Origin of the sequence: Streptomyces sp. M2CJ-2, from assembly GCF_016757295.1 — a bacterium.
In the GTDB taxonomy this organism is placed as follows: domain Bacteria; phylum Actinomycetota; class Actinomycetes; order Streptomycetales; family Streptomycetaceae; genus Streptomyces.
The window spans coordinates 108,134-128,065 of record NZ_JAESIF010000001.1 but is presented as its reverse complement, the minus strand read 5'-3'; the positions used below and the strand labels follow the sequence as shown (position 1 = coordinate 128,065).

15 protein-coding genes and 2 pseudogenes are annotated in these 19,932 nt (G+C 72.6%); 7 read left to right on the top strand and 10 right to left on the bottom strand.

The window, feature by feature from the left end:
* Positions 1–160 precede the first annotated feature (160 nt).
* The 3 genes from JL475_RS00925 to JL475_RS00915 all read left to right on the top strand — a co-directional run bounded on the left by JL475_RS00925 (position 161) and on the right by JL475_RS00915 (position 4,115).
* The gene (locus JL475_RS00925; protein WP_202274011.1) at positions 161–991 is read left to right on the top strand and encodes an alpha/beta fold hydrolase; all 831 of its coding nucleotides are present in this window, start codon (positions 161–163) and stop codon (positions 989–991) included.
* Positions 992–1,150: 159 nt separating this feature from the next.
* Positions 1,151–2,737 (top strand): alkaline phosphatase, encoded by a 1,587-nt coding sequence (locus tag JL475_RS00920; protein WP_202274010.1) that lies wholly within the window; start codon positions 1,151–1,153, stop codon positions 2,735–2,737.
* A gap of 94 nt (positions 2,738–2,831) precedes the next feature.
* The gene (locus JL475_RS00915) at positions 2,832–4,115 is read left to right on the top strand and encodes a GNAT family N-acetyltransferase (RefSeq protein ID WP_202274009.1); all 1,284 of its coding nucleotides are present in this window, start codon (positions 2,832–2,834) and stop codon (positions 4,113–4,115) included.
* A gap of 137 nt (positions 4,116–4,252) precedes the next feature.
* On the opposite strand, the gene JL475_RS00910 is transcribed toward JL475_RS00915, so the two are convergent.
* The gene (locus JL475_RS00910) at positions 4,253–5,479 is read right to left on the bottom strand and encodes a PLP-dependent aspartate aminotransferase family protein (protein ID WP_202274008.1); all 1,227 of its coding nucleotides are present in this window, start codon (positions 5,477–5,479) and stop codon (positions 4,253–4,255) included.
* Positions 5,480–5,539: 60 nt separating this feature from the next.
* Between JL475_RS00910 and JL475_RS00905 the strand changes: the two genes are divergently transcribed.
* Together JL475_RS00905 and JL475_RS00900 are read left to right on the top strand one after the other, a co-directional pair.
* Positions 5,540–6,031 carry an Lrp/AsnC family transcriptional regulator gene (locus JL475_RS00905; RefSeq protein ID WP_202274007.1) on the top strand — a complete coding sequence of 164 codons (492 nt, stop codon included), beginning with the start codon at positions 5,540–5,542 and terminating at the stop codon, positions 6,029–6,031.
* Positions 6,032–6,063: 32 nt separating this feature from the next.
* Positions 6,064–7,752, top strand: coding sequence for a DUF885 domain-containing protein (locus JL475_RS00900; protein ID WP_202274006.1), 1,689 nt, complete (start codon positions 6,064–6,066; stop codon positions 7,750–7,752).
* Positions 7,753–8,077: 325 nt separating this feature from the next.
* On the opposite strand, the gene JL475_RS00895 is transcribed toward JL475_RS00900, so the two are convergent.
* Entirely contained in the window at positions 8,078–11,071 is a 2,994-nt protein-coding gene (locus JL475_RS00895) for an AAA family ATPase (RefSeq protein WP_202274005.1), read from the bottom strand.
* Positions 11,068–12,231, bottom strand: coding sequence for an exonuclease SbcCD subunit D (locus JL475_RS00890; protein ID WP_202274004.1), 1,164 nt, complete (start codon positions 12,229–12,231; stop codon positions 11,068–11,070). The genes JL475_RS00895 and JL475_RS00890 overlap by 4 nt, the downstream gene beginning before the upstream one ends.
* Positions 12,232–12,727: 496 nt before the next feature.
* On the opposite strand from JL475_RS00890, the gene JL475_RS41655 reads away from it, so the two are divergent.
* Positions 12,728–12,898, top strand: coding sequence for a putative leader peptide (locus JL475_RS41655; protein WP_368860220.1), 171 nt, complete (start codon positions 12,728–12,730; stop codon positions 12,896–12,898).
* Positions 12,899–13,035: 137 nt separating this feature from the next.
* A complete protein-coding gene (locus JL475_RS00885; RefSeq protein ID WP_202274003.1) occupies positions 13,036–14,052 on the top strand; it encodes an isopenicillin N synthase family oxygenase in 1,017 nt (338 codons plus the stop codon).
* A 103-nt stretch (positions 14,053–14,155) separates the two neighbouring features.
* On the opposite strand, the gene JL475_RS00880 is transcribed toward JL475_RS00885, so the two are convergent.
* The 7 genes and pseudogenes from JL475_RS00880 to JL475_RS00855 form a co-directional block, all read right to left on the bottom strand.
* Positions 14,156–14,305 carry a hypothetical protein gene (locus JL475_RS00880; RefSeq protein ID WP_202274002.1) on the bottom strand — a complete coding sequence of 50 codons (150 nt, stop codon included), beginning with the start codon at positions 14,303–14,305 and terminating at the stop codon, positions 14,156–14,158.
* A gap of 466 nt (positions 14,306–14,771) precedes the next feature.
* Positions 14,772–15,446: a hypothetical protein gene (locus JL475_RS41650; RefSeq protein WP_368860221.1), complete on the bottom strand. Its 675-nt coding sequence runs from the start codon at positions 15,444–15,446 to the stop codon at positions 14,772–14,774.
* 904 nt (positions 15,447–16,350) lie between these two features.
* A complete protein-coding gene (locus tag JL475_RS00870; RefSeq protein WP_202274001.1) occupies positions 16,351–16,977 on the bottom strand; it encodes a YigZ family protein in 627 nt (208 codons plus the stop codon).
* 9 nt (positions 16,978–16,986) lie between these two features.
* On the bottom strand, positions 16,987–17,490 hold the full coding sequence (locus JL475_RS00865; protein WP_237405908.1) for a histidine phosphatase family protein: 504 nt from the start codon (positions 17,488–17,490) through the stop codon (positions 16,987–16,989).
* A gap of 68 nt (positions 17,491–17,558) precedes the next feature.
* A complete protein-coding gene (locus JL475_RS00860; protein WP_202273999.1) occupies positions 17,559–18,323 on the bottom strand; it encodes a hypothetical protein in 765 nt (254 codons plus the stop codon).
* 204 nt (positions 18,324–18,527) lie between these two features.
* Positions 18,528–18,638 (bottom strand): annotated as a pseudogene (locus tag JL475_RS41400) (DNA-binding response regulator); the annotation flags it as partial.
* Between the two features lie 34 nt (positions 18,639–18,672).
* Positions 18,673–19,898: pseudogene (locus JL475_RS00855) on the bottom strand (RNA-guided endonuclease InsQ/TnpB family protein).
* Positions 19,899–19,932 lie beyond the last annotated feature (34 nt).

Below are 19,932 nucleotides of genomic sequence, written 5' to 3'. Positions count from 1 at the left end.
CAGCCGACCCGTACGGCCCGTGTCCAGGCGGAGTCGGGCGCGTCGCGGAGCCGGAGCCCGGTTCTGGTCACCGGGGGCTACCCGCTGGTAGCAATTGCTGACAAGCTGTCTACGGCGTCAGGCGGCGTCCCACCGCGAGTCCCAGACGAGGAGCACCTTCATGTCCGCGACCGTCTCGTTCGAGGTCACCTCTCCGCACGGCCCGCAGACCGTGACCCTGTCCTACGCGCGCGTGGGCCGCGGCGAACCGCTGCTCCTGCTGCACGGCATCGGTCACCACCGTCAGGCCTGGGACCCGGTCGTGGACATCCTCGCCACCGAGCGCGAGGTGATCGCAGTGGACCTGCCCGGCTTCGGTGCCTCCCCGGCGCTGCCGGACGGCCTCGTCCACGACCTGCCCACCATGAACGCCGCCCTGGGCGCCCTGTGCGAGGAGCTGGGGCTCGACCGGCCGCATGTCGCGGGCAACTCGCTCGGCGGGCTTCTGGCGCTGGAGCTCGGCCGCCAGAACCTCGTACGGTCCGTCACCGCATTGTCCCCCGCCGGGTTCTGGACGCAGGCCGAGCGGCGCTACGCCTTCGGCGTACTGATCGGGATGCGGCGCGTCGCGGAGCGGATGCCGCTGCCGCTGGTCGAGCGGCTCGCCCGCTCGACGGCCGGGCGAGCGGCGCTGACCAGCACCATCTACGCCCGCCCGGGACGCCGTTCGCCCGCGGCGGTGGTCGCCGAGACGCTCGCGCTGGCCGGTGCCACCGGCTTCACCGAGACGCTCCGGGCGGGCACCGCGGTGCGGTTCACCGACGACGTGCCCGACGTCCCGGTCACCGTCGCCTGGGGCGCCCGCGACCGGCTGCTCGTCCCCCGTCAGGGGGTCCGCGCCAAGCGGGTGATCCCCCGGGCGCGGCTGATCCGGCTGCCCGGCTGCGGTCACGTCCCCATGAACGACGACCCTGCGCTGGTCGCCCGCGTCCTCCTCGACGGCAGCCGCTGAACGGCGCGGCGCTGTCCGATCCGACGCGGCGCTGACGGTGCGTCGGCCCGCGTGGTGCCGCGGTGAGTTGTTCACTTGGGGTTTGCGTGCGAGCCGCGCCGCACGAGTACGTGTGGCAGCGCACACCGGCCGGAACTCCCGTCCCCTGGAGGCGCATCCATGTCACACTCCTCGCTCCCCGGCCGCCGCGCCGTTCTGCGCGGCTCGCTCGCGGCCTCGGCCGCCCTGGCCCTGCCCACCACCGTCGGGACGGCGCCCGCGTTCGCCCGGTCCGGGCGCCCGGAGGCGAGGTGGGGCGTGCAGAGCGGCGACGTGACGCGCGACTCCGGGCTGGTGTGGGTGCGCTCCGACCGCCCGGCCCGGATGATCGTCGAGACGTCGGCGACCGAGTCGTTCCGGCACCCGCGCCGCCTGCACGGCCCGCTGCTCGGACCCGGCACGGACTTCACCGGGACGGTCCGGCTGCGCGGACTGCCGCCCGGCGAGCAGATCCACTACCGGGTGCGGCTCGCCGACCCCGACGACCCGCGCCGCTTCGGCGAGCCGGTCACCGGTACGTTCAGGACGGCTCCCGCGCGGCGGCGCGACGGCGTGCGGTTCCTGTGGTCGGGCGACCTGGCGGGCCAGGGCTGGGGCATCAACCCCGACTTCGGCGGCTACCGGATCTTCGAGGCGATGGCCCGGCTCGACCCCGACTTCTTCCTGTTCAGCGGCGACACCGTCTACGCCGACGGGCCGATCCCGGCGACCGCGGCGCTGCCGGACGGCAGCGTCTGGCGGAACATCACCACGGAGGAGAAGTCCAAGGTCGCCGAGACCCTGGCCGAGTTCCGCGGCAACTTCCGCTACAACCTGCTCGACGAGCACTTCCGCCGGTTCAACGCCCGAGTCCCTTCCGCGGTGCAGTGGGACGACCACGAGGTGCGCAACAACTGGTACCCGGGCCAGCGGATCACGGACACGGACACCCGCTACACGGAGAAGAGCGTCGACGTACTGGCGGCACGGGCGCGCCGCGCGTTCGGTGAGTACTTCCCGATGTCCACGCCGCGGCCGGGTGCCCGCGAGGGCCGGGTGCACCGGGTGCTGCGGCAGGGGCCGCTGCTGGACGTGTTCGTGCTGGACATGCGGACGTACCGCAACGCCAACTCCCCCGGCGACCAGGCCGTGGACCCTCAGGGCATCCTCGGACGCGAGCAGCTGCAGTGGCTCAAGCGGGAACTGGCGCGGTCGCGGGCGGTGTGGAAGGTGATCGCCGCGGACATGCCGCTCGGCCTGATCGTGCCCGACACCACCGAGGGCGAGCAGCACGTCGAGGCGGTGGCCCAGGGCGACCCGGGGGCTCCGCTGGGGCGCGAGCTGCAGATCGCGGAGCTGCTGCGGTTCATCAAGCACCGGCGGATCACCGGCACGGTGTGGCTGACGGCCGACGTGCACCACACCTCTGCCCAGCACTACCAGCCCGCACGAGCCGCGTTCGACGATTTCGAGCCGTTCTGGGAGTTCGTCTCCGGGCCGCTCAACGCGGGTGCCTTCCCGGCGAGCGCGCTCGACGGCACCTTCGGCCCGGAGCGGGTGTTCGTGAAGGCGCCGACCGCGTCGAACGTCTCGCCCGCCGGTGGATACCAGTTCTTCGGCGAGGTCGACATCGACGGCGGCAGCGGAGAACTGACCGTACGGTTGCGGGAGCAGGACGGCACCGTGCTCTACACCAAGCGACTGCGGCCGGGACTGGTAGGCCAGTGAAGTGACAAACGGGCTATAAGCCCCATAAGAACTCTTTACTCGTCAGTCATGGCGTGTTGGCGGCCGCGAAACACGATTCCTTCACAGTGGTCGCATGAGCCGAGACAGGTCCGATGTGACGCACGCCCGGTACGGCCGTCCCCCGCAGGGGCAGCCGGAGGGGGAACCGACCACGCGCTTCACGGCGGCGTTCCACAGTTGGTGGGCACGCCGCCACGGCCACGCACCGCCCGCACCCGATACCGACGGGGCCGCGGAAAGCAGGCCGCCGGAGAGCGCCCTGTGGCGGATGCGGACGACGGTGCGGGACGAACCGGGCGCGCTGGCCGCACTGTGCACGGCGCTGGCCGGGCACCGGGTCGACATCCTGAGCCTGCAGACGCACCCGCTGGGCGAGGCCACGGTCGACGAGTTCCTGCTGCGCGCCCCGGCCGACCTGACCGCCACCGGCCTCACGACGGCGGTGACGGGTGCCGGGGGCACGGACACCTGGACCGAGCGGGCCGATGCCCACGATCTGGTGGACGCCCCGACCCGGATGCTGGAACTCGCCGCACGCACGGCCCTGGACGGCGCGGAACTTCCTTTGGCGCTACGGCAGTTGCTGGGGAGGTGCACCATCCGTTCACTGCCCGCGGCCCCGGGCGGCGGGCGGTCGGCGCCGGAGGGCGTCCCGGTGGAGGGGACCCTGGAGGACACCGTGATGCGGCTGCGCGCCCCGGAGGGCGGCGTGCTCACCGTGGAGCGGCCGCATCTGCCCTTCACTCCCACCGAGTTCGCCCGAGCACGGGCCCTGGTGGAGCTGGACGCCCGGCTCGGCCCCCGGGTCCCGCGTGGCCAGGACGTCCTCACCCTGCCCGAGGGCGGCGACATCACCGTGGGCCGGGCGGACACCGACGACCTGGAGGCGGCGCGGGCGATGCACGAGCGGTGCTCGCCCGAGACCCTGCGCCGGCGGTACCACGGACCGGTCGGCGACGCGGACCGCTACCTGAACCACCTGCTCGGCCCCCGCTTCGGCCGTACGCTCGCCGTACGGACCGCCTCCGGCCGCATCGTCGGCCTCGGTCATCTGCTGTGGGACGGCGACGAGACCGAGGTGGCGCTGCTCGTCGAGGACGCCTGGCAACGCCGGGGCATCGGCACCGAGCTCCTGGCCCGGCTGGTGTCGATGGCCACCGAGGCGGGGTGCGCCCACGTCTACGCCGTGACGCAGGCGTCCAACACCGGGATGGTCGCCGCGATGCGCGGGCTGGGCCTGCCCCTCGACTACCAGGTCGAGGAGAGCACCCTCGTCGTCACCGCGCGCCTGGACCCGGCGCGGGCCCGCCACGCGCAGGAGGAGCGGGAGCACGGCTCACGGACCGGCCGCCGGTAGCGGACCACCGCGCCACCGGCCCCGTGGCACGGTGCACGGGGCACGGGGCACGGGGCCGGTGGCGCGGTGCACGAGACAGAACGGTCCGGCGGTGTCCGCCGGACCGTTCGGCATCCGCGCGGGGCACAGCCCGCGCCTCAGTTCCGGGCCGGTGCCTCCGGCCGGTCGGCCGCCCCACTCGTGCGGCCGTCCTCCGGTGCCCCGGTCCGCTCCCCCAGCGCCTCGTTCAGGTCCGCCCACAGGTCGTCGACGTCCTCCAGGCCGACCGACAGCCGCAGCAGCCGGTCGCTCACTCCCGCGTCCCGGCGGTCGTCGGCGTCGACGATGCGGTGGCTGATGGACGCCGGGTGCTGGATGAGGGTGTCCACGCTGCCGAGGCTCACCGCCGGGGTGACGAGCCGTACCCCGCCGATCACCTCGTGCGGGTCCCCGTGCACCTCGAAGGAGACCATCGCCCCGCCGATGCGCGGGTAGTGCACCCGGGCCACGCGCGGATCGGCGGCGAGCCGGCGGGCGAGTTCGGCGGCGTTGGCCGACGCCGCCCGGACCCGTACCGGAAGCGTCGACAGGCCCCGCAGCAGCAGATAGCCCGCCAGTGGATGCAGCACGCCGCCGGTCGCGAACCGTATCTGCCGCAGCCGCCCCGCGAACTCCTCGTCGCAGGCCACCACCCCGGCCAGTACGTCGCCGTGTCCGCCGAGGTACTTGGTGGCGCTGTGCAGCACCAGCCGCGCCCCGTGTCCGGCCGGACGCTGGAGGACCGGGGTGGCGAAGGTGTTGTCGACGAGCAGCGGCACCGAGCCGCAGGCATGGGCGACGGCCCGCAGGTCGACCTCGGCGAGGGTCGGGTTGGCCGGCGACTCCACCAGGACCAGACCGGTGTCCGGGCGCAGCGCGTCGGCGACCCCGGCCGGGTCGGTCCACGTCACCTCGGAGCCGAGCAGCCCGGCCGTCAGCAGGTGGTCGCTGCACCCGTACAGGGGGCGTACGGCCACGACGTGGCGCAGCCCCATGGAGCCGCGCACCAGCAGGACGGCGCTGAGCGCGGCCATGCCGCTGGCGAACGCGACCGCGGCCTCGGTGCCCTCCAGGCGGGCCAGGGCGGTCTCGAAACGGGCGACGGTCGGGTTGCCGAGCCGCCCGTAGACGGGCGGGCCGTCCGGTTCCGCGCCGGTGGCGGCGAAGGAGTCGATGCGGGCGGCCTCGCCGCGGCTGTCGTACGAGGGGTAGGTGGTGGACAGGTCGATCGGCGGGGCGTGCAGTCCCTGCCGGGCGAGGTCGTCCCGGCCGGCGTGCACGGCCTCGGTGGCGAGTGCTCTCGTGGTGCTGAGTGTGTCCGTGCGTACGTCCTTGTCCCAGTCCATGGACCGAAGGGTGAACACAGGAGGGGGTGTCGGCGGAGATCTCCGTGCTACGTTCGGCCCATGGCTGAATCCGTCGTACTGGATCCGGTGGACCTGCGTCTGCTGGGGTTGCTGCAGAACGACGCCCGGACGACGTACCGGGACCTCGCCGCGCAGGTCGGGGTCGCGCCGTCGACCTGCCTGGACCGGGTGACCCGGCTGCGCCGCTGCGGCGTGATCCTCGGGCATCGGCTGAAACTGGACCCGGCCAAGCTGGGGCGGGGACTTCAGGCACTGCTGTCGGTGCAGGTCAGACCGCACCGGCGGGAGCTGGTGGGACCGTTCGTGGAGCGGATCAGGGCGCTGCCGGAGTCGCTGACCGTCTTCCACCTGACCGGACCGGACGACTATCTGATCCATGTCGCGGTCGCGGACATGACGGATCTGCAGCGGCTGGTGCTGGACGGGTTCACCTCGCGGCGGGAGGTCGCGCGCGTGGAGACCCGGCTGATCTTCCAGCAGTGGGACTGCGGCCCGCTGCTGCCGTCTTCGCCCTCGGCTCAAACCGGGTGACGGGCGGCGGGCCGCGTACCAGGATGGTCCGCATGTCACAGACCAACAGCCCACTGCCCCGCGAGGTCGCCGACGCCTACGTCGACGACCTCATCGCCCTCGACCCGGTCACCGGTACGTATCTCGGCGTGCAGGAGAGTTCCCGCCGTCTGCCCGATCTCTCGCCCGCGGGTCAGGCGGCGCTCGCGGAACTCCAGCGGGCCACGCTCGCCCGGCTCGACGAGGCCGAGGCCCGGCCCGGCGCGGACAGCGACATCGAGCGCCGCTGTGCCCGGCTGCTGCGGGAGCGGCTCACCGCGGAGATCGCCGTGTACGAGGCCGACGAGGGGCTGCGGTCGGTCGGCAACCTGGGCACGGTCGCCCACTCGGTGCGCGAGGTGTTCACCGTGACACCGACGCAGACCGAGGAGGACTGGGCGGCGGTCGCCGAGCGGCTGCGCGCGGTGCCGGCCGCGCTGGCGGGCTACCGGGAGTCCCTCGCGCTCGGCCTGGAGCGCAAGCTGTACGCGGCTCCGCGTCCGACCGCCACGTTCGTCGGGCAGCTCACCGAATGGGCGGACACCGGCGAGGGCCGCGGCTGGTTCGAGGACTTCGCCTCGGCGGGACCCGACGCACTGCGCGCCGAGCTGGACGAGGCCGCCCGCACCGCGACCGCGGCCGTGGTGGAGCTGCGGGACTGGATGCGCGACGTGTACGCGCCGACGATCGAGGGCTCCCCCGACACAGTGGGCCGGGAGCGCTACGCCCGCTGGGCCCGGTACTTCAACGGCACCGACCTCGACCTGGACGAGGCGTACGCCTACGGCTGGGCCGAGTACCACCGCCTGCTCGGCGAGATGAGGAAGGAGGCCGAGAAGATCCTGCCGGGCGCCGAGACGCCGTGGGTGGCGCTCGCGCACCTCGACGAGCACGGCCGGCACATCGAGGGCGTCGACGAGGTCCGCGAGTGGCTCCAGGGCGTGATGGACCGGGCGATCGAGTCCCTGGACGGCACCCACTTCGAACTCGCCGAGCGGGTACGGAGGGTGGAGTCGCGGATCGCCCCGCCGGGCAGCGCGGCGGCACCGTACTACACGCCTCCGTCGGAGGACTTCTCGCGGCCGGGCCGCACCTGGCTGCCGACCATGGGACTGACCCGCTTCCCGGTCTACGACCTGGTGTCGACCTGGTACCACGAGGGCGTCCCGGGCCATCACCTCCAGCTGGCGCAGTGGGCGCACGTGGCCGAGGACCTGTCCCGCTACCAGGCCTCCGTGGGCATGGTGAGCGCCAACGCGGAGGGCTGGGCGCTGTACGCGGAGCGGCTGATGGACGAGCTCGGTTTCCTCGCGGACGCGGAGGAGCGGCTGGGCTACCTGGACGCGCAGATGATGCGGGCCGCCCGGGTCATCGTGGACATCGGCATGCACCTGGAGCTCGAGATCCCGGCGGACTCGCCGTTCCACCCGGGCGAGCGCTGGACGCCTGAGCTGGCCGAGGAGTTCTTCGGGGCGCACAGCAGCCGTCCCGCGGACTACGTGGAGAGCGAACTGACCCGCTATCTGACGATCCCCGGCCAGGCCATCGGCTACAAGCTCGGCGAGCGGGCCTGGCTGCTCGGCCGGGAGAACGCCCGCAAGCGGCACGGCGACGCCTTCGACCCCAAGGCGTGGCACATGGCGGCACTGTCCCAGGGCTCGCTGGGCCTGGACGACCTGGTGGACGAACTGTCGGCACTGTAGGCGGCCCCGGTCAGCGCGTGAAACCCCCTTCGGAGTCGACGACCTGACCGGTGATCCTTCCCCAAGCTCTCAACTCCGTTCGAGCAGGGGAGACCCCAATCGCCTCGTCCGTGGTCAGCCACGCGATGAGGCGGGCGGGGTCGTCGGGCATCCCCCACCGCCCGCCGGGGAAGCGCGCGGCGCCTGATGGGCGGCCGTGGGACGCGGCGCACACGGATGACGGTCGCCGTCCGGTTCCGACCGCTTCACCGTGCCCGGCTTCGTGTATCGCGGCATGTGTGAAACGTGACAGGGCCGACTCCGGTGGGGTACCCGCGGGTTCGGCTCAGGTGACGCCGTGCTGCCGCAGCGTCGAGCCCGACCGGCCCTTCACCACCTCGAGTTGGGCGTGGATCCGGCGGCGCAGGTCGGCGACGTGGCTGACGATGCCCACGCTGCGGTCGCGTTCCCGCAGGGAGTCCAGGACGTCCAGGACCTCGTCGAGCGTCTGGTCGTCGAGGCTGCCGAAGCCCTCGTCGATGAAGAGGGTGTCCAGCCGGACCCCGCCGGCCTCGTCGGTGACGACGTCGGCGAGTCCGAGCGCGAGGGCGAGCGAGGCGAAGAAGGTCTCGCCGCCCGAGAGGGTCGCGGTGTCCCGCTCCCGGCCGGTCCACGCGTCCACGACATGCAGTCCGAGGCCGCTGCGCCCGCGTCCGGTGCGGTCGTCGGAGTGCACCAGGGTGTAGCGGCCGGAGGACATGCGGTGCAGCCGGGCGGTCGCCGCGGCGGCGACCTGCTCCAGGCGGGCGGCCAGGACGTAGGACTCCAGGCGCATCCTGCGTTCGTTGTCGGCCGAGGTGCCCGCGGTGAGACCTGCCAGGCGGGCCACCCGGTCGTACTCCTCGCGCAGCGGCGCCAGCCGGCGCACCGAGGCGGTGGCCCGCGCGGAGAGCCGGTCGAGTTCGGCGCAGCGGCGGGCGGCGGCATCGCGTGCGGAGGCCGCCTCGCGCGTCCTGCGGTCCGCGTCCTCGGCGGTGCGCTGTGCGGCGGTGAGGTCGGCGGGGGGCTGCTGGGCGGCGGCCGCGGTGCCCGGCTCGGCGAGCACCGCGCGTACGGCGGCCTCCTCCTGCCGCCAGGCCTCCAGCCGGTCCTGCAGTTCGCGGTGGGCGGCCGCGTCGATGAGTGCCTCGGCCGCCGCCCGCGGGGTGGCGAAGCCTGCCCGGAAGGCGGCGTCGGCGAGTCGGCCGTCGGCCTCCTTGAGCCGCTGTGCGGTGCCGTCGGCGATGCGGGCGGCGTCGGCTGCGTCGGTGAACTGTGCGGCGCGCCGCTCCAGTTGCGCGGCGCGCGCGGCCACGCTGTCCGCGTCGCCCCGCGCCTGCGTCAACTCCTTCTCCAGTGCGGCCTGTTCATGATCCAGCCGCTCCCGCTGACCCGCCCGGGCGGCGGTCCGGACCGCCGCCTCCCGCTGGGCGGCGACGCGTCGTTCGTGCTCGTGTTCCGCCTGGCGCAGCTGTTCCCGGACGGAGTGCAGAACGGAGGCGGCATCCCGGGCCTGCGCGTACCGACGTTCCAACTCCTCGACCTCTCGGGTGAGGTGAGCGGTCGGTGTGTCTCCCGCCTCCGCTCCGGCGGCGGCCAGCGCCTCACGTACGGCGCCGAGGCGGCCTTCCTCGTCGGCCCGGTGCTCCTCGGCGCCCTGGTGGGCGGCCAGGGCCCGCTCCTCCGCCTCGCGGTCGACATGGCCGGCGACCTTGCGGGCGGGGGCGGGGTGTTCGGTGGCCCCGCAGACGGCGCAGGGGTCGCCGTCGGTGAGGCCCGCGGCGAGTTCGGCGGCGATGCCGGCCAACCGCTGTTCCTTGAGGTCGAGCCAGTGCTGTTTGGCCTCGAGTGCCCGTTCCCGGGCCGCGCGGGCCTGTTCGGCGGCGTCCTCGGTGTCCTCGGCCAGCTGGTCCCGCAGCCGTGCGGCGGTCAACCGCTTGTGCGCGGTGTCGCGTTGCACCGCGAGCTCACCGGCCCGGGCCGCGGCCTCCTGCGCGGACTCGATACGGGCCTGGAGGCCGGTGCGGGTCTCCTCCCAGCGGGTGAGCCACGCCTCGGACTCGTCGAGCACGTCGTCGTCGGCGCGCTCCTGGCGGTCCAGACCGGCCCGCTCCTCGATGAGTTCCGTGAGCCGCCGCTCGGCGCGGCGGGCCGACTCCAGCCCGCCCAGTTCCTCGGTGGCCCGGCGTGCGGCGGCCGCGAGCCCGGCCGCACCCGCGTCCCTGAGGACCGGGGGGAGCAGGGTGCGGGTACGCGCCTCGGCGTCGGCCGCCCGCCGGTGTTCGGCGTCGGCGGACTCCCGCAGTTCCAGGGCGGGGGCGACCGTCTCGGCCTTCCGGGACCGGTCCAGGCGCGACTGCGCCTCCTGCCGGGCGCCGGCCCGCTCCGCCAGCCGTGCCGCGCGCTGCCGCGCCTCGGCGAACCGCCGCTGCAGCCGGTCCCGTTCGCGTACGTCGTCCAGTGACCGGTCGGCGGCGGCCTGGGCGGACTCGGCCGCGGCGAGGCGGCAGTGGGCGACGGTGAGCTGTTCGCGGGCGGTGCTACGGGCCACGGCGGCCGCGCTCAGCACGCTCTCGGCCAGCCCCGGTTCGCCCGGCACGAGGTCTGCCGGCTCCATGGCCCCGCCCGCGGCCTGCTGCATCCGGTGCGCGTCGGCGAGCAGTTCGGCGTCGCCGTCCCGTACCCGGGACTCGGTGGCACGACGACGTTCTGCGAGGTGCTTCTCCATGTCGGCGAAACGGCGGGTGTCGAAGAGCCGGCCGAGCAGTCTGCCGCGCGCCTCCGCGTCGGCGCGCAGGAAACGCGCGAAGTCGCCCTGGGGCAGCAGGACGACCTGGCAGAACTGCTCCCGGCTCATGCCGAGGAGCTGGGTGATCTCCTCGCCGATCTCCTGGTGGGAGCGGCTGAGGTTCTTCCAGGACCGGCTCGCCGGATCGTATGCGCGCAGCCAGGTCTGCGCCTTGTCGAGTGTCGTGCCGGTGCCGCGTTTCTTCGGGCGCTGCCAGGGCGGCTGCCGGGTGACTTCCAGCCGGCGGCCGGCGACGGTGAGTTCGAGGGTGACCCCCGTGCGGGTGGTGGGGGCGGCGTGGTCGCTGCGCAGCGCCATGCCCTGCCCGCTCTGCCGGGCCCCGGGGACGGCGCCGTACAGCGCGTAGCAGACGGCGTCGAGTATCGAGGTCTTGCCGGCGCCGGTGGGGCCGTGCAGCAGGAAGAGGCCCGCGGCGGAGAGTTCGTCGAAGTCGACGGTCAGTGAGCCGCCGAAGGGACCGAAGGCGGTGATGTCGAGCCGGTGCAGCCTCACCGCGCCACCTCGTTCACGGCCTCGGCGGCGCGGACCGCGTCGACGGTGTCCCGCAGGACGGCCCGCTCGTGATCGTCGGGGCCGGTGCCGCGCACATGGGCGACGAAGTCCTCCGCGATCTGCTGGTCGTCGCGGCCGACGAGGCGCCGGGCGTAGGACACCGACGGGTCGTCGGGCTCGCGTTCGGGTTCGAAGACGAGGCTCAGGGTGTGCGGGAAGCGTTCGGTGAGCCGGGCCATGGGGTCGGCGGGGCGGACCGGATCGGTGAGCGTGGCCTCGACCCACGCCTCCCGGTGCCGCGCGAGGGCGGGGTCGGCGAGCAGTTCCTCCAGGGTTCCGCGGATCCGGGCGAGGGCACGCGGCACCGGGCAGTCGAGCCGCTCGGCGGTGACCGTTCCGTCGGCGGCCAGGTCGACGAGCCACATGCTCTTGCGGTGATCCGCCTCCGAGAAGGAGTACGGAAGCGGAGAGCCGGAGTAGCGCACCCGCTCGGTGAGGGTCTGGCAGCCGTGCAGGTGGCCGAGCGCCACGTAGTCGACGCCGTCGAACACTCCGGCGGGCACGGCGGCGACCCCGCCGACGGTGATGTCCCGCTCACTGTCGCTCGGTGCGCCGCCGGTGACGAAGGCATGCGCGAGGACCACGGACCGGGTGCCGCGCGGACGGGCGGCGAGGTCGGCGCGGACCCGGTCCATGGCGGCCGCGAGCACTGCCTCGTGGCCTGCCTTCTCCACTCCGAACTCGTCCTTGACCAGCGCCGGTTCCAGGTAGGGCAGCCCGTAGAAGGCGACCTCCCCGTGCGCGTCGGACAGCATCACCGGGGTGCCGCTCGCCGCGGGGTCGGTCCGCAGGTGGATGCCCGCGCGCCCGATGAGTCCGGCTCCGACGCCGAGACGGCGGGCCGAGTCGTGGTTCCCGGAGATCATCACGGTCGGCACACCGAGGCCTGCGAGGCGGTGCAGGGCGTCGTCGAACAGCTCCACCGCGGCGAGCGGCGGCACCGCACGGTCGTACACGTCTCCCGACACGACCACCGCGTCGACGGCGTACTCGCACACGGTCGCCACCAGGTGGCCGATGAACTCGGCCTGGGCACCGAGCATGCCGACCCGGTGGAACGACCGGCCGAGGTGCCAGTCGGAAGTGTGCAGCAATTTCATGCAATCACTCTGACCTGCACGTTTACCCCTACTGCGCCTCTAAAACCAGCACGAACCAGCACGGGGCTCGCCGTCAACGCTCGCCACGCTAACGCATGTCGCCCCCTGATCCATCACTGACCTCAAATTACCCCGGGCAAATGTGCTGCGGCCTGCTCTCTGTGCGCCGGGGATAAGCGCACGACGTAAACCCCCTGTCGGCGCGTGTGCGGGAGAACGTTGAAGGGCGCCGGAACGCGAGGTCCGACGCCGACCAACGGCCTGATCAGGCCCGGGTACGAGCCCGTAATGGTGGTCGGGAGTACCCTGACATGGACTGCCAAGAGGCGTCCCGTTACATCACCGGCCTTCTCTGTCCGGCTGCGGGTTGTCCCGCAGCCGCGGGGCGGACCAGGCGGCACGGTCTCCACGGTGGTCCCCTGCCCAGCACGGCCAACCCCAAGATCATCCCATGCGCCGGCCAACGTGACAGTGTCCGTGGAACCCCCTCGAGCAGATGAGCCGGCCGGACCGGCGGACGACGGCGCCACCGTGCGAGACGGGTCAGGAGATTCCCCGTCCGAAGCCGGCGCAGATGATCTATGCTCCAGGCATGGTCATGCTCGTCAGCCGCCGTCACGTGGACCTGGTCCGTGTGGCCAGTGCCATCTGTCGCTTCTGCGTCTGACCGCCCTGCCGCGCGAGCAGCCGACCGTATCCGCTGCGCACCCCCTCCGCCATTTGTCACGCGGAGTGGCGCAACCCGCCGACGCAACGTCCCGCCACCGCGGGCCCCACCCATTCCCCGACTCATCGGATACACCCATGCCCGAACACATTCACTCGCACGACCTGCCGGTGATCGACCTGTCCGCCGCACACAGAGGCAAGGACGAACGCGCTCGTCTCCATGACGCACTGCATTCCGCTGCACATCGGGTCGGTTTCTTCCACCTCGTCGGCCACGGTGTCGATCCCGCCGAGACAGACGCGCTGATGGCCGCGGTCCGGAAATTCTTCACCCTCCCCGAGGCCGACCGGCACGCCATCAGCAACCTCAACTCACCTCATTTCCGCGGTTACACCCGCATCGGAGACGAGCGCACCACGGGAAACCGCGACTGGCGCGACCAACTCGACATCGGCGCCGAGCGCCCTCCGCGCATACCGGGTCCCGGCGAGCCGTCGTTCTGGTGGCTCGAAGGCCCCAATCAGTGGCCCGCTGCCCTGCCGGAACTACGCACCGTCGCCCTGAACTGGATCGGCCGACTGTGCGAGGTGGCGGACCGGCTGCTCCGCGAACTACTGACCGCTGTCGGAGCCCCCTCCGATTTCTACGCGCCCGCCTTCGCCGAACGGCCGCATCTGCACCTCAAGTTGGTCCGCTATCCCGGCCGGGCCCCGGACGGAAACGATCAAGGGGTCGGCGCGCACAAGGACTACGGCTTCCTCACTCTGCTCCTCCAGGACGACGTGGGCGGCCTGCAGGTACAGCAACCGGACGGAACGTTCCGCGAAGTGCCTCCGCTGCCCGGCGCGTTCGTGGTCAATCTCGGGGAGTTGCTGGAGGTGGCCACCAACGGCTACCTCAAGGCCACCAACCATCGCGTCGTGAGCCCCCCCGGCACCCGTGAGCGGTTCTCGGTGCCCTTCTTCTACAACCCGCGCCTGGACGCGCGCATCGACCCGGTGCCCTTCCCGAACGCCCACCTGGCACCAGGCGCGACGCGGGATCCGGCCAACCCGCTGTTCGCCGAGTACGGCCGCAACGAACTCAAAGGCTGGCTCCGTGCCCACCCCGAGGTTGCTCGCCGCCACCATCCCGGACTCGTCGGGGCGTGAGGCACCGGCCGGTCCTGCTCCATGTCGTACGTGCCGGGCGGCCCGGTGGACGGCAGCCGGCAGCTCGCCGGGGACGAGGTGTGACCCGTCCCCGGCGGGGCATTCACTGGCCGGCGTTCCCGTCCCCGTTGACTAGCGTGTGAAGGCGCTGCTCCAGGCTTCGCTGGAGGTGCGCGCGCATCTCGGCACGGGCCACCTCGGCCGAGTGGTCGCGCAGGGCTTGGAGGATGCGCTCGTGCTCGGTGTGCAGCACCTCCGGCTCACCGAGCCGAGGACCTGGACGTCGTCAAGAGCGCGCCACGGACCCCTCGGATGAACGCCCACGGCGAGAGAATCATCGGCAGCATCCGGCGCGAGGCCCTCGACCACGTCCTGATCGTGACCGGGGCCCACGCCCGCCAGGTCCTGGCCGCCTGCAGCGGCACTGCAACGCCCACCGACCTCAGCAAGCCCGACAGCAACCCCCGCCTGACGCCGAGGAACGGCCCGCCGCCACGGTGCACGACCTCAACGCCCGCCGAGTGCTGCGGACCCAGATCCTCGACGGCATGATCAGCGAGTACCGCTGCATCGCTTGACCGGCGACGATGACTTTTCGAGCGGCACACATTACGGCAGCGAGGGGAGCTGGGCGAGGAAACCGGCGAGGACCTCGTTGAAATCCCCGGTGCGCTCCAGATTGAACTGCCCCGATTTTCGTAGAGTCCGGTGATCTTGTTTCAGGCGGACTGCGGGTGGCTTCCTGTCGCCACCACCACTCGCGTTCGTACTCGGCGGGCGGACAGGGGGACTCGACGGCGCGCGGGCCGCCGGGCCGGGGCAGACCGGTGGCCGGGTACCAGATGGCCTTCTCCGGCAGGGTGGCCGGATCGGTGGCGGCCACCACCAGCCGGGGGATCCCGTCCGGTCCCCAGAAACCGAGCGTGGCGTCGGTGGCCCACCCGGTGGCGCTGTGTCCGTCGCGGAAGCACGACCGGGCGTCCACGCGCCGGGCTCCTCCTGACCACCCCAGGCCGGCTCGCGGGCGGCGTCCACCGGGGTGCGGGCCTGGTCGCCGTAGGCGCCGTCGGCCACCGCGGCGCGGAAGGGGAATCCGGCGGCCCGAGCCCGGCCGGCCGGGTGGTGATCCGCCACTTGGTGCGGAAGGCCGGGTCGCTTCGGCCACCGGCGAAGTGGTGGACCGGGGTGCAGGGCAACACGTGCAGCGGGCAGCAGAGGCGTTCGCCGGCCCACAGCGTGGTCACGGTGACCACGGCGTTGTCGGTCTTGCCGTAGCGTCCCAGCCACTGCCGCCCGACGTGCGCGGTCGTGGTGCCGTCCTTACGGCCCTCGGAGTCGTCGACCACCAGCACCCCGCCCGCCTGCAGGGCGGTCGCTGCATCGGCCCGCGGCAGCTCCAGGCGCCGGGCGTTGACCCGCTCGTGCTCCCCCGTGGATTCGGACAGGAAGAACTGCGGCCGTGCACCGCCGGATGCTGAGCCTTGGCCACCGGGGCGGCTCCGGCCAGGGCCGTGACCGTCTTGTTCCGGTCCCGCAGCAGCAGCCCGGTCAGGTACTCCTGGAAACCCCGCCGCTGGGCGAGCGACGAGAAGAGATCAGTGACAGTGGAACTGATCACCGTCACGGCCGGCACGCAGAAGATCGGTGTCAGGCATGGTCACTCCCGACGGACATCAGAGTGACGGAACAGGGCAAGGGTCTCCTCACATCACCACGGACCGGGACGACACAAGCCTGCACACGCTCCTCATTCCTCCCCGAGCCCGGCAACGAGTCGCCTGACGCATCGCGTCCGGCACGATCGACGCGGATCGAAACGCCGCTCACAGCTCCGCTTGCCGGGGACAACTGTCGTGGGGTGGGCGTTACCGACGCAGGCACATGAAAACCGGTCCATCAGAAGCCGCCTCACCAAACCCACCGGCTCGGCGACCGCGAACCGGGCGGCTGCCAGACCTCGCTCCACCGCCCGGAACTCGAAGCCCTTCCCGCTCAGCACGGAACCAGCACGGGACAGGTCACCAGGGATGACGAGGGGTGCCCACAGGTCAGCACCGAACCAGCACCGGCACCACCGACGAGCCCCTCATTGACGGAGCGACATCCTCCTGACCTGCACCTTTGTCGAATCAGCGCACTTACGGTAAGCAGCACCTCGAAAGTTTGTGCAGCAGCCTCATGACCCCCGAGAGTAACGGCCGGGTCCGACGGCACGGCCGGTGACTCCCGTATTGCCCTGTCATGACCCGGGACCCATGTGCCCGTTATGCACCCGAGGCCCGCAATGCACCCCGGTGGTCACGCGTCCCCGTATGCCTCGCCGCCCAGCTCGAAGCGGGCGGTCCCGGCCGTCGCGTCCGCGAGCCAGGACCGGAAGGCGTCCACGTCGGAGTCGGGGAGGCCGATCTCGATCGTGACCGCCTCGGCGTAGCGCACGTCCCGCACCGTGCGCCCCGTGGAGCGCAGGTCGTTCTGGATCTTGCCGGCCCGCTGGTGGTCGACCGTCAGCGTGGCCAGCCGGAACCGGCGGCGGGTGAGCGTGCCGACGGTGTCCAGTGCCTCGCCGACGGCGCCGCCGTACGCGCGGATCAGCCCGCCCGCGCCGAGCTTGACGCCCCCGTAGTAGCGGGTGACGACCGCGACGACGTACCGCATGTCACGGCGCAGCAGCATCTGGAGCATGGGGACGCCCGCGGTGCCGCCGGGTTCCCCGTCGTCGCTGGCCTTCTGGACGGAGGCGTCCGCGCCGATGACGTACGCCCAGCAGTTGTGCGTGGCGTCGGCGTGCTCCTTGCGGACGGCGGCGACGAACTCCCGCGCCTCCTGCTCGGTGGCCGCCGGGGCGAGGGCGCACAGAAAGCGGGAGCGGTTGATCTCGGTCTCGTGCACACCCGCGCGGGCGACGGTGCGGTACTCGTCCTGCATCCGGCCAGCCTATGCGGCGCCCCGGGGCACGGTCATGGCGGTCAGCAGGGCGGTGCCGGGGAGGAGGTCCGGCCAGCCGGCACCGCGCCAGGACAGTACGGCGATCGCGGAGGTCGGGAACTTGGTGCGGACCCGGTCGAGCGTGTCGTCCACGCCGTCGCCGGCCAGTGTCACGACGAGGTCGGCCAGGCCCGGGTTGTGGCCGATCAGCAGCAGGGTGCCGACATCGGTGGGCACCTCGTGCAGCACGGCCAGGAGTGCGGGGACGTCGGCGGCGTACAGCCGCGGTTCGTGCCGGACCGGCACGGACGTGTCCCACTGCGCCGCCGCCAGCTCCCAGGTCTCGCGGGTGCGGACGGTGGTGGAGCACAGCACGAGACCGGGCAGGCCGGTGGTCTCGGCGATCACGCGTCCGGCGGCGGGCGCGTCCCGGCGGCCGCGCGCGGCCAGCGGGCGGTCCCGGTCGGCGACACCGTCGAGCAGGGCGGACTTGGCGTGCCGCAGGACGACCAGCCGTCGCGCCCGGCCCGCACCGGTGCGCCCGGTCGCCCCGGTCGCCCCGGTCGTCCCCGCCGTCCCGCTCACGCCGGGGATCCCAGGTCTCGGGCGAGGTCGAGGCCGAGCAGCCGGTCCGCGTAGACGTACGTCTCGAAGCGGGCTCCGTCCGGCAGGTCCGGTGCGCTCTCCACCTCCCGCAGCACGCGGAGGACGCCGCCCGCGTCCAGGTCGTCCTCCCAGGCGGTGCGCAGGTCCGCGCGCACCGCGTCGGGGATGGGCCGCGAGGGCCGGTGCGCCCAGGCGGCGACCGCGCCGCGCCAGCGCGCGAGGGTGCCGGTGGCGTCGTCCAGGGCGGCCGGGTCGAGCCGCAGCGGACTGCTCCTGGGGGGCGCGAGCAGGGCTAGACGCAGAACGGTCGGGTCGGTGCCGTCCGATACGCCGGGGGCTTCCGGACGGACGGGCGCGACGGCGACCCGGACTCCGTCGGGCGTCTCGCCGCCCTCGCTCACCACGTGCAGGACCTGGGCCTCGCCCAGCCCCGTGCCGGCGTCCCGGCTGTCCTCGAAGGGCCGTACGCCGAGGGCCGCGCCCGCCGCGCGCAGTTCGGGCAGGTCCCGTTCGCCCACGAGCAGCGCCCACACCGGGGTGCCGCCGAGTTCCAGGGCACGCACGAGCAGGTCGGCGACGAGCAGCACCCGCAGGTTCGTCGGATCGAATCCGCGCGTGTGGGCCTCGACACGGGTGAGGCCCCGCCGGGCGGGGGTGGCGTCCACGGGTTCGCCGGTCCGGGCGTCGGTGATGCGCAGCACGAGGCGAGCGTAGGCGCACGAGCGGGCCCGCGCAGGCATCTCGCACGCTTTTCGGGCCCGTCGTGCCGTCCGGGACCTACCCTCGCCCCCGAAAATCACCGCACTGCCGTGCCCTGCCGGTCGAGCCGTCCGGCGGCAGGGCACGGCAAGAATCCGTGACTGTGGCGCCGAGCCGGCGAGTCGGCTTCGCGCGGGTGCTGTCAGTGCCACGATCCTCGGTGCCGAGCCTGGAGCTTTCGGAGGTCAGCGGCCTTCCGGCAGGGCGTCCCCGGCAGTGTGGCCGGGCTGGATCAGCCCGGTCTCGTAGGCCAGGACGACAAGCTGGACACGGTCGCGGACGCCCAGTTTCTTGACATCCTCCCCTCCCCGGAGGGAGAGGATTCCTGGCTCAGGCCGCCTTCGGGAGCAGCGCCCCCAGAGGTCTTACGCCCTCAGCACCAACCGGGTTGAGACCAGCCCGGACCAGCATCATGTGTGCGGAGTTCTTGTCCCTGGGGGACACGGTTCCGCATGTGGTGCAGGTGTAGGTACGTTCCGACAGCGGCAGTGCGTGCTTGATTCTCGCTCCGCACAATGCGCAGTCCATGGTGGTGTGCGCGGGATGCACGAGGCGGACGTCCCGCCCGTGCTTGCGGCCCATCTCGATCAGGGCCGTCTTGGTGGCGCCAATCGCGGCGTCCGCCGCTTTGCGGGCCATGGTGGTCCTGGCGAGGAATTTCGGGCGGAAGTCCTCGACGGCGATGGCGTCGTGGTCGGTCACGACGCGTTTCGCCCACTTGCGGGCGGTGTCCTGCCGCTGCCGGGTGACCTTCTGGTACGCGTTGGCGCGCAGCTTCTTCGCCTCGCGGTACCCACTGGAGGCGGCCTGCCCCTCGGCGGGCTTACGGCGGGCCATCATCCGGTCGTACCGGGTCAGCTTGGCCTGTGCCTTGCGCCCGTGCTGGGCGTGCGGGAGGTCGTGCGCGTCCGATGTGGTGGTGGCGGTCTCCTTGACGCCCCAGTCGACACCGAGCACGGCGCCGGTTTCGGGGAGTGGCTGCACTTCGGTGGCGACGACGAACGACGCGTACCAGTGGCCGCCACTGTCCCGGTACACCCGCACCGACGACGGAGCGGACGGCAGTTCCCGCGACCACACCACGGTCAGGGCGATGCCGCCCGAGAGGTGGAGGCGGCCAGCCTTCAGCCGGAACCCGCGCTTGGTGTAGTTCAGCGTCGGCTCGGCGTCACGCTTGCGCTTGTGCCGGGGCATGCCCGCGCGCTGCCTGACCGGCAGTTGCTTCTCGATGTCCTTCAGCGCTTTGGAGCGGGACGTGGCGAAGTCCCGGATCGTCTGCTGCTGCGGGACGCTCGCGCCGTCCCGCAGCCACGGCAGCTTGTTGCGGGCCTCGGTCAGCATCTTGTCGAGCTGCGCCGGACCGCACGTCAGCTTGTCGTCGGGTGCGCGCGGTTGTGGGCGTGTACCTGCCGGGACTTGGCAACACATTCGTTCCACAGCCACCGGCAGCGGTCCCATTCAGCAAGGAGCGCGGTGCGGGCGGTCGACGACACGCGCAGCCGGTAGGTGTACCGGGCGTGCCCGGCGTCCTGCCCTGCTCCCTGTCGCGTCGTCATGGTGTCACCGTACCACTGAACAGACGTCAGGGAA

Coding starts and splice junctions, on each gene's coding strand:
- JL475_RS00920 (WP_202274010.1), top strand. CDS start 1,151: ATGTCACACTCCTCGCTCCCCGGCCGCCGCGCCGTTCTGCGCGGCTCG.
- JL475_RS00910 (WP_202274008.1), bottom strand. CDS start 5,479: ATGGACTGGGACAAGGACGTACGCACGGACACACTCAGCACCACGAGA.
- JL475_RS00925 (WP_202274011.1), top strand. CDS start 161: ATGTCCGCGACCGTCTCGTTCGAGGTCACCTCTCCGCACGGCCCGCAG.
- JL475_RS00860 (WP_202273999.1), bottom strand. CDS start 18,323: ATGCCTGCGCGGGCCCGCTCGTGCGCCTACGCTCGCCTCGTGCTGCGC.
- JL475_RS00905 (WP_202274007.1), top strand. CDS start 5,540: ATGGCTGAATCCGTCGTACTGGATCCGGTGGACCTGCGTCTGCTGGGG.
- JL475_RS00870 (WP_202274001.1), bottom strand. CDS start 16,977: ATGCAGGACGAGTACCGCACCGTCGCCCGCGCGGGTGTGCACGAGACC.
- JL475_RS00900 (WP_202274006.1), top strand. CDS start 6,064: ATGTCACAGACCAACAGCCCACTGCCCCGCGAGGTCGCCGACGCCTAC.
- JL475_RS00915 (WP_202274009.1), top strand. CDS start 2,832: ATGAGCCGAGACAGGTCCGATGTGACGCACGCCCGGTACGGCCGTCCC.
- JL475_RS00890 (WP_202274004.1), bottom strand. CDS start 12,231: ATGAAATTGCTGCACACTTCCGACTGGCACCTCGGCCGGTCGTTCCAC.
- JL475_RS41655 (WP_368860220.1), top strand. CDS start 12,728: ATGAGCCGGCCGGACCGGCGGACGACGGCGCCACCGTGCGAGACGGGT.
- JL475_RS00885 (WP_202274003.1), top strand. CDS start 13,036: ATGCCCGAACACATTCACTCGCACGACCTGCCGGTGATCGACCTGTCC.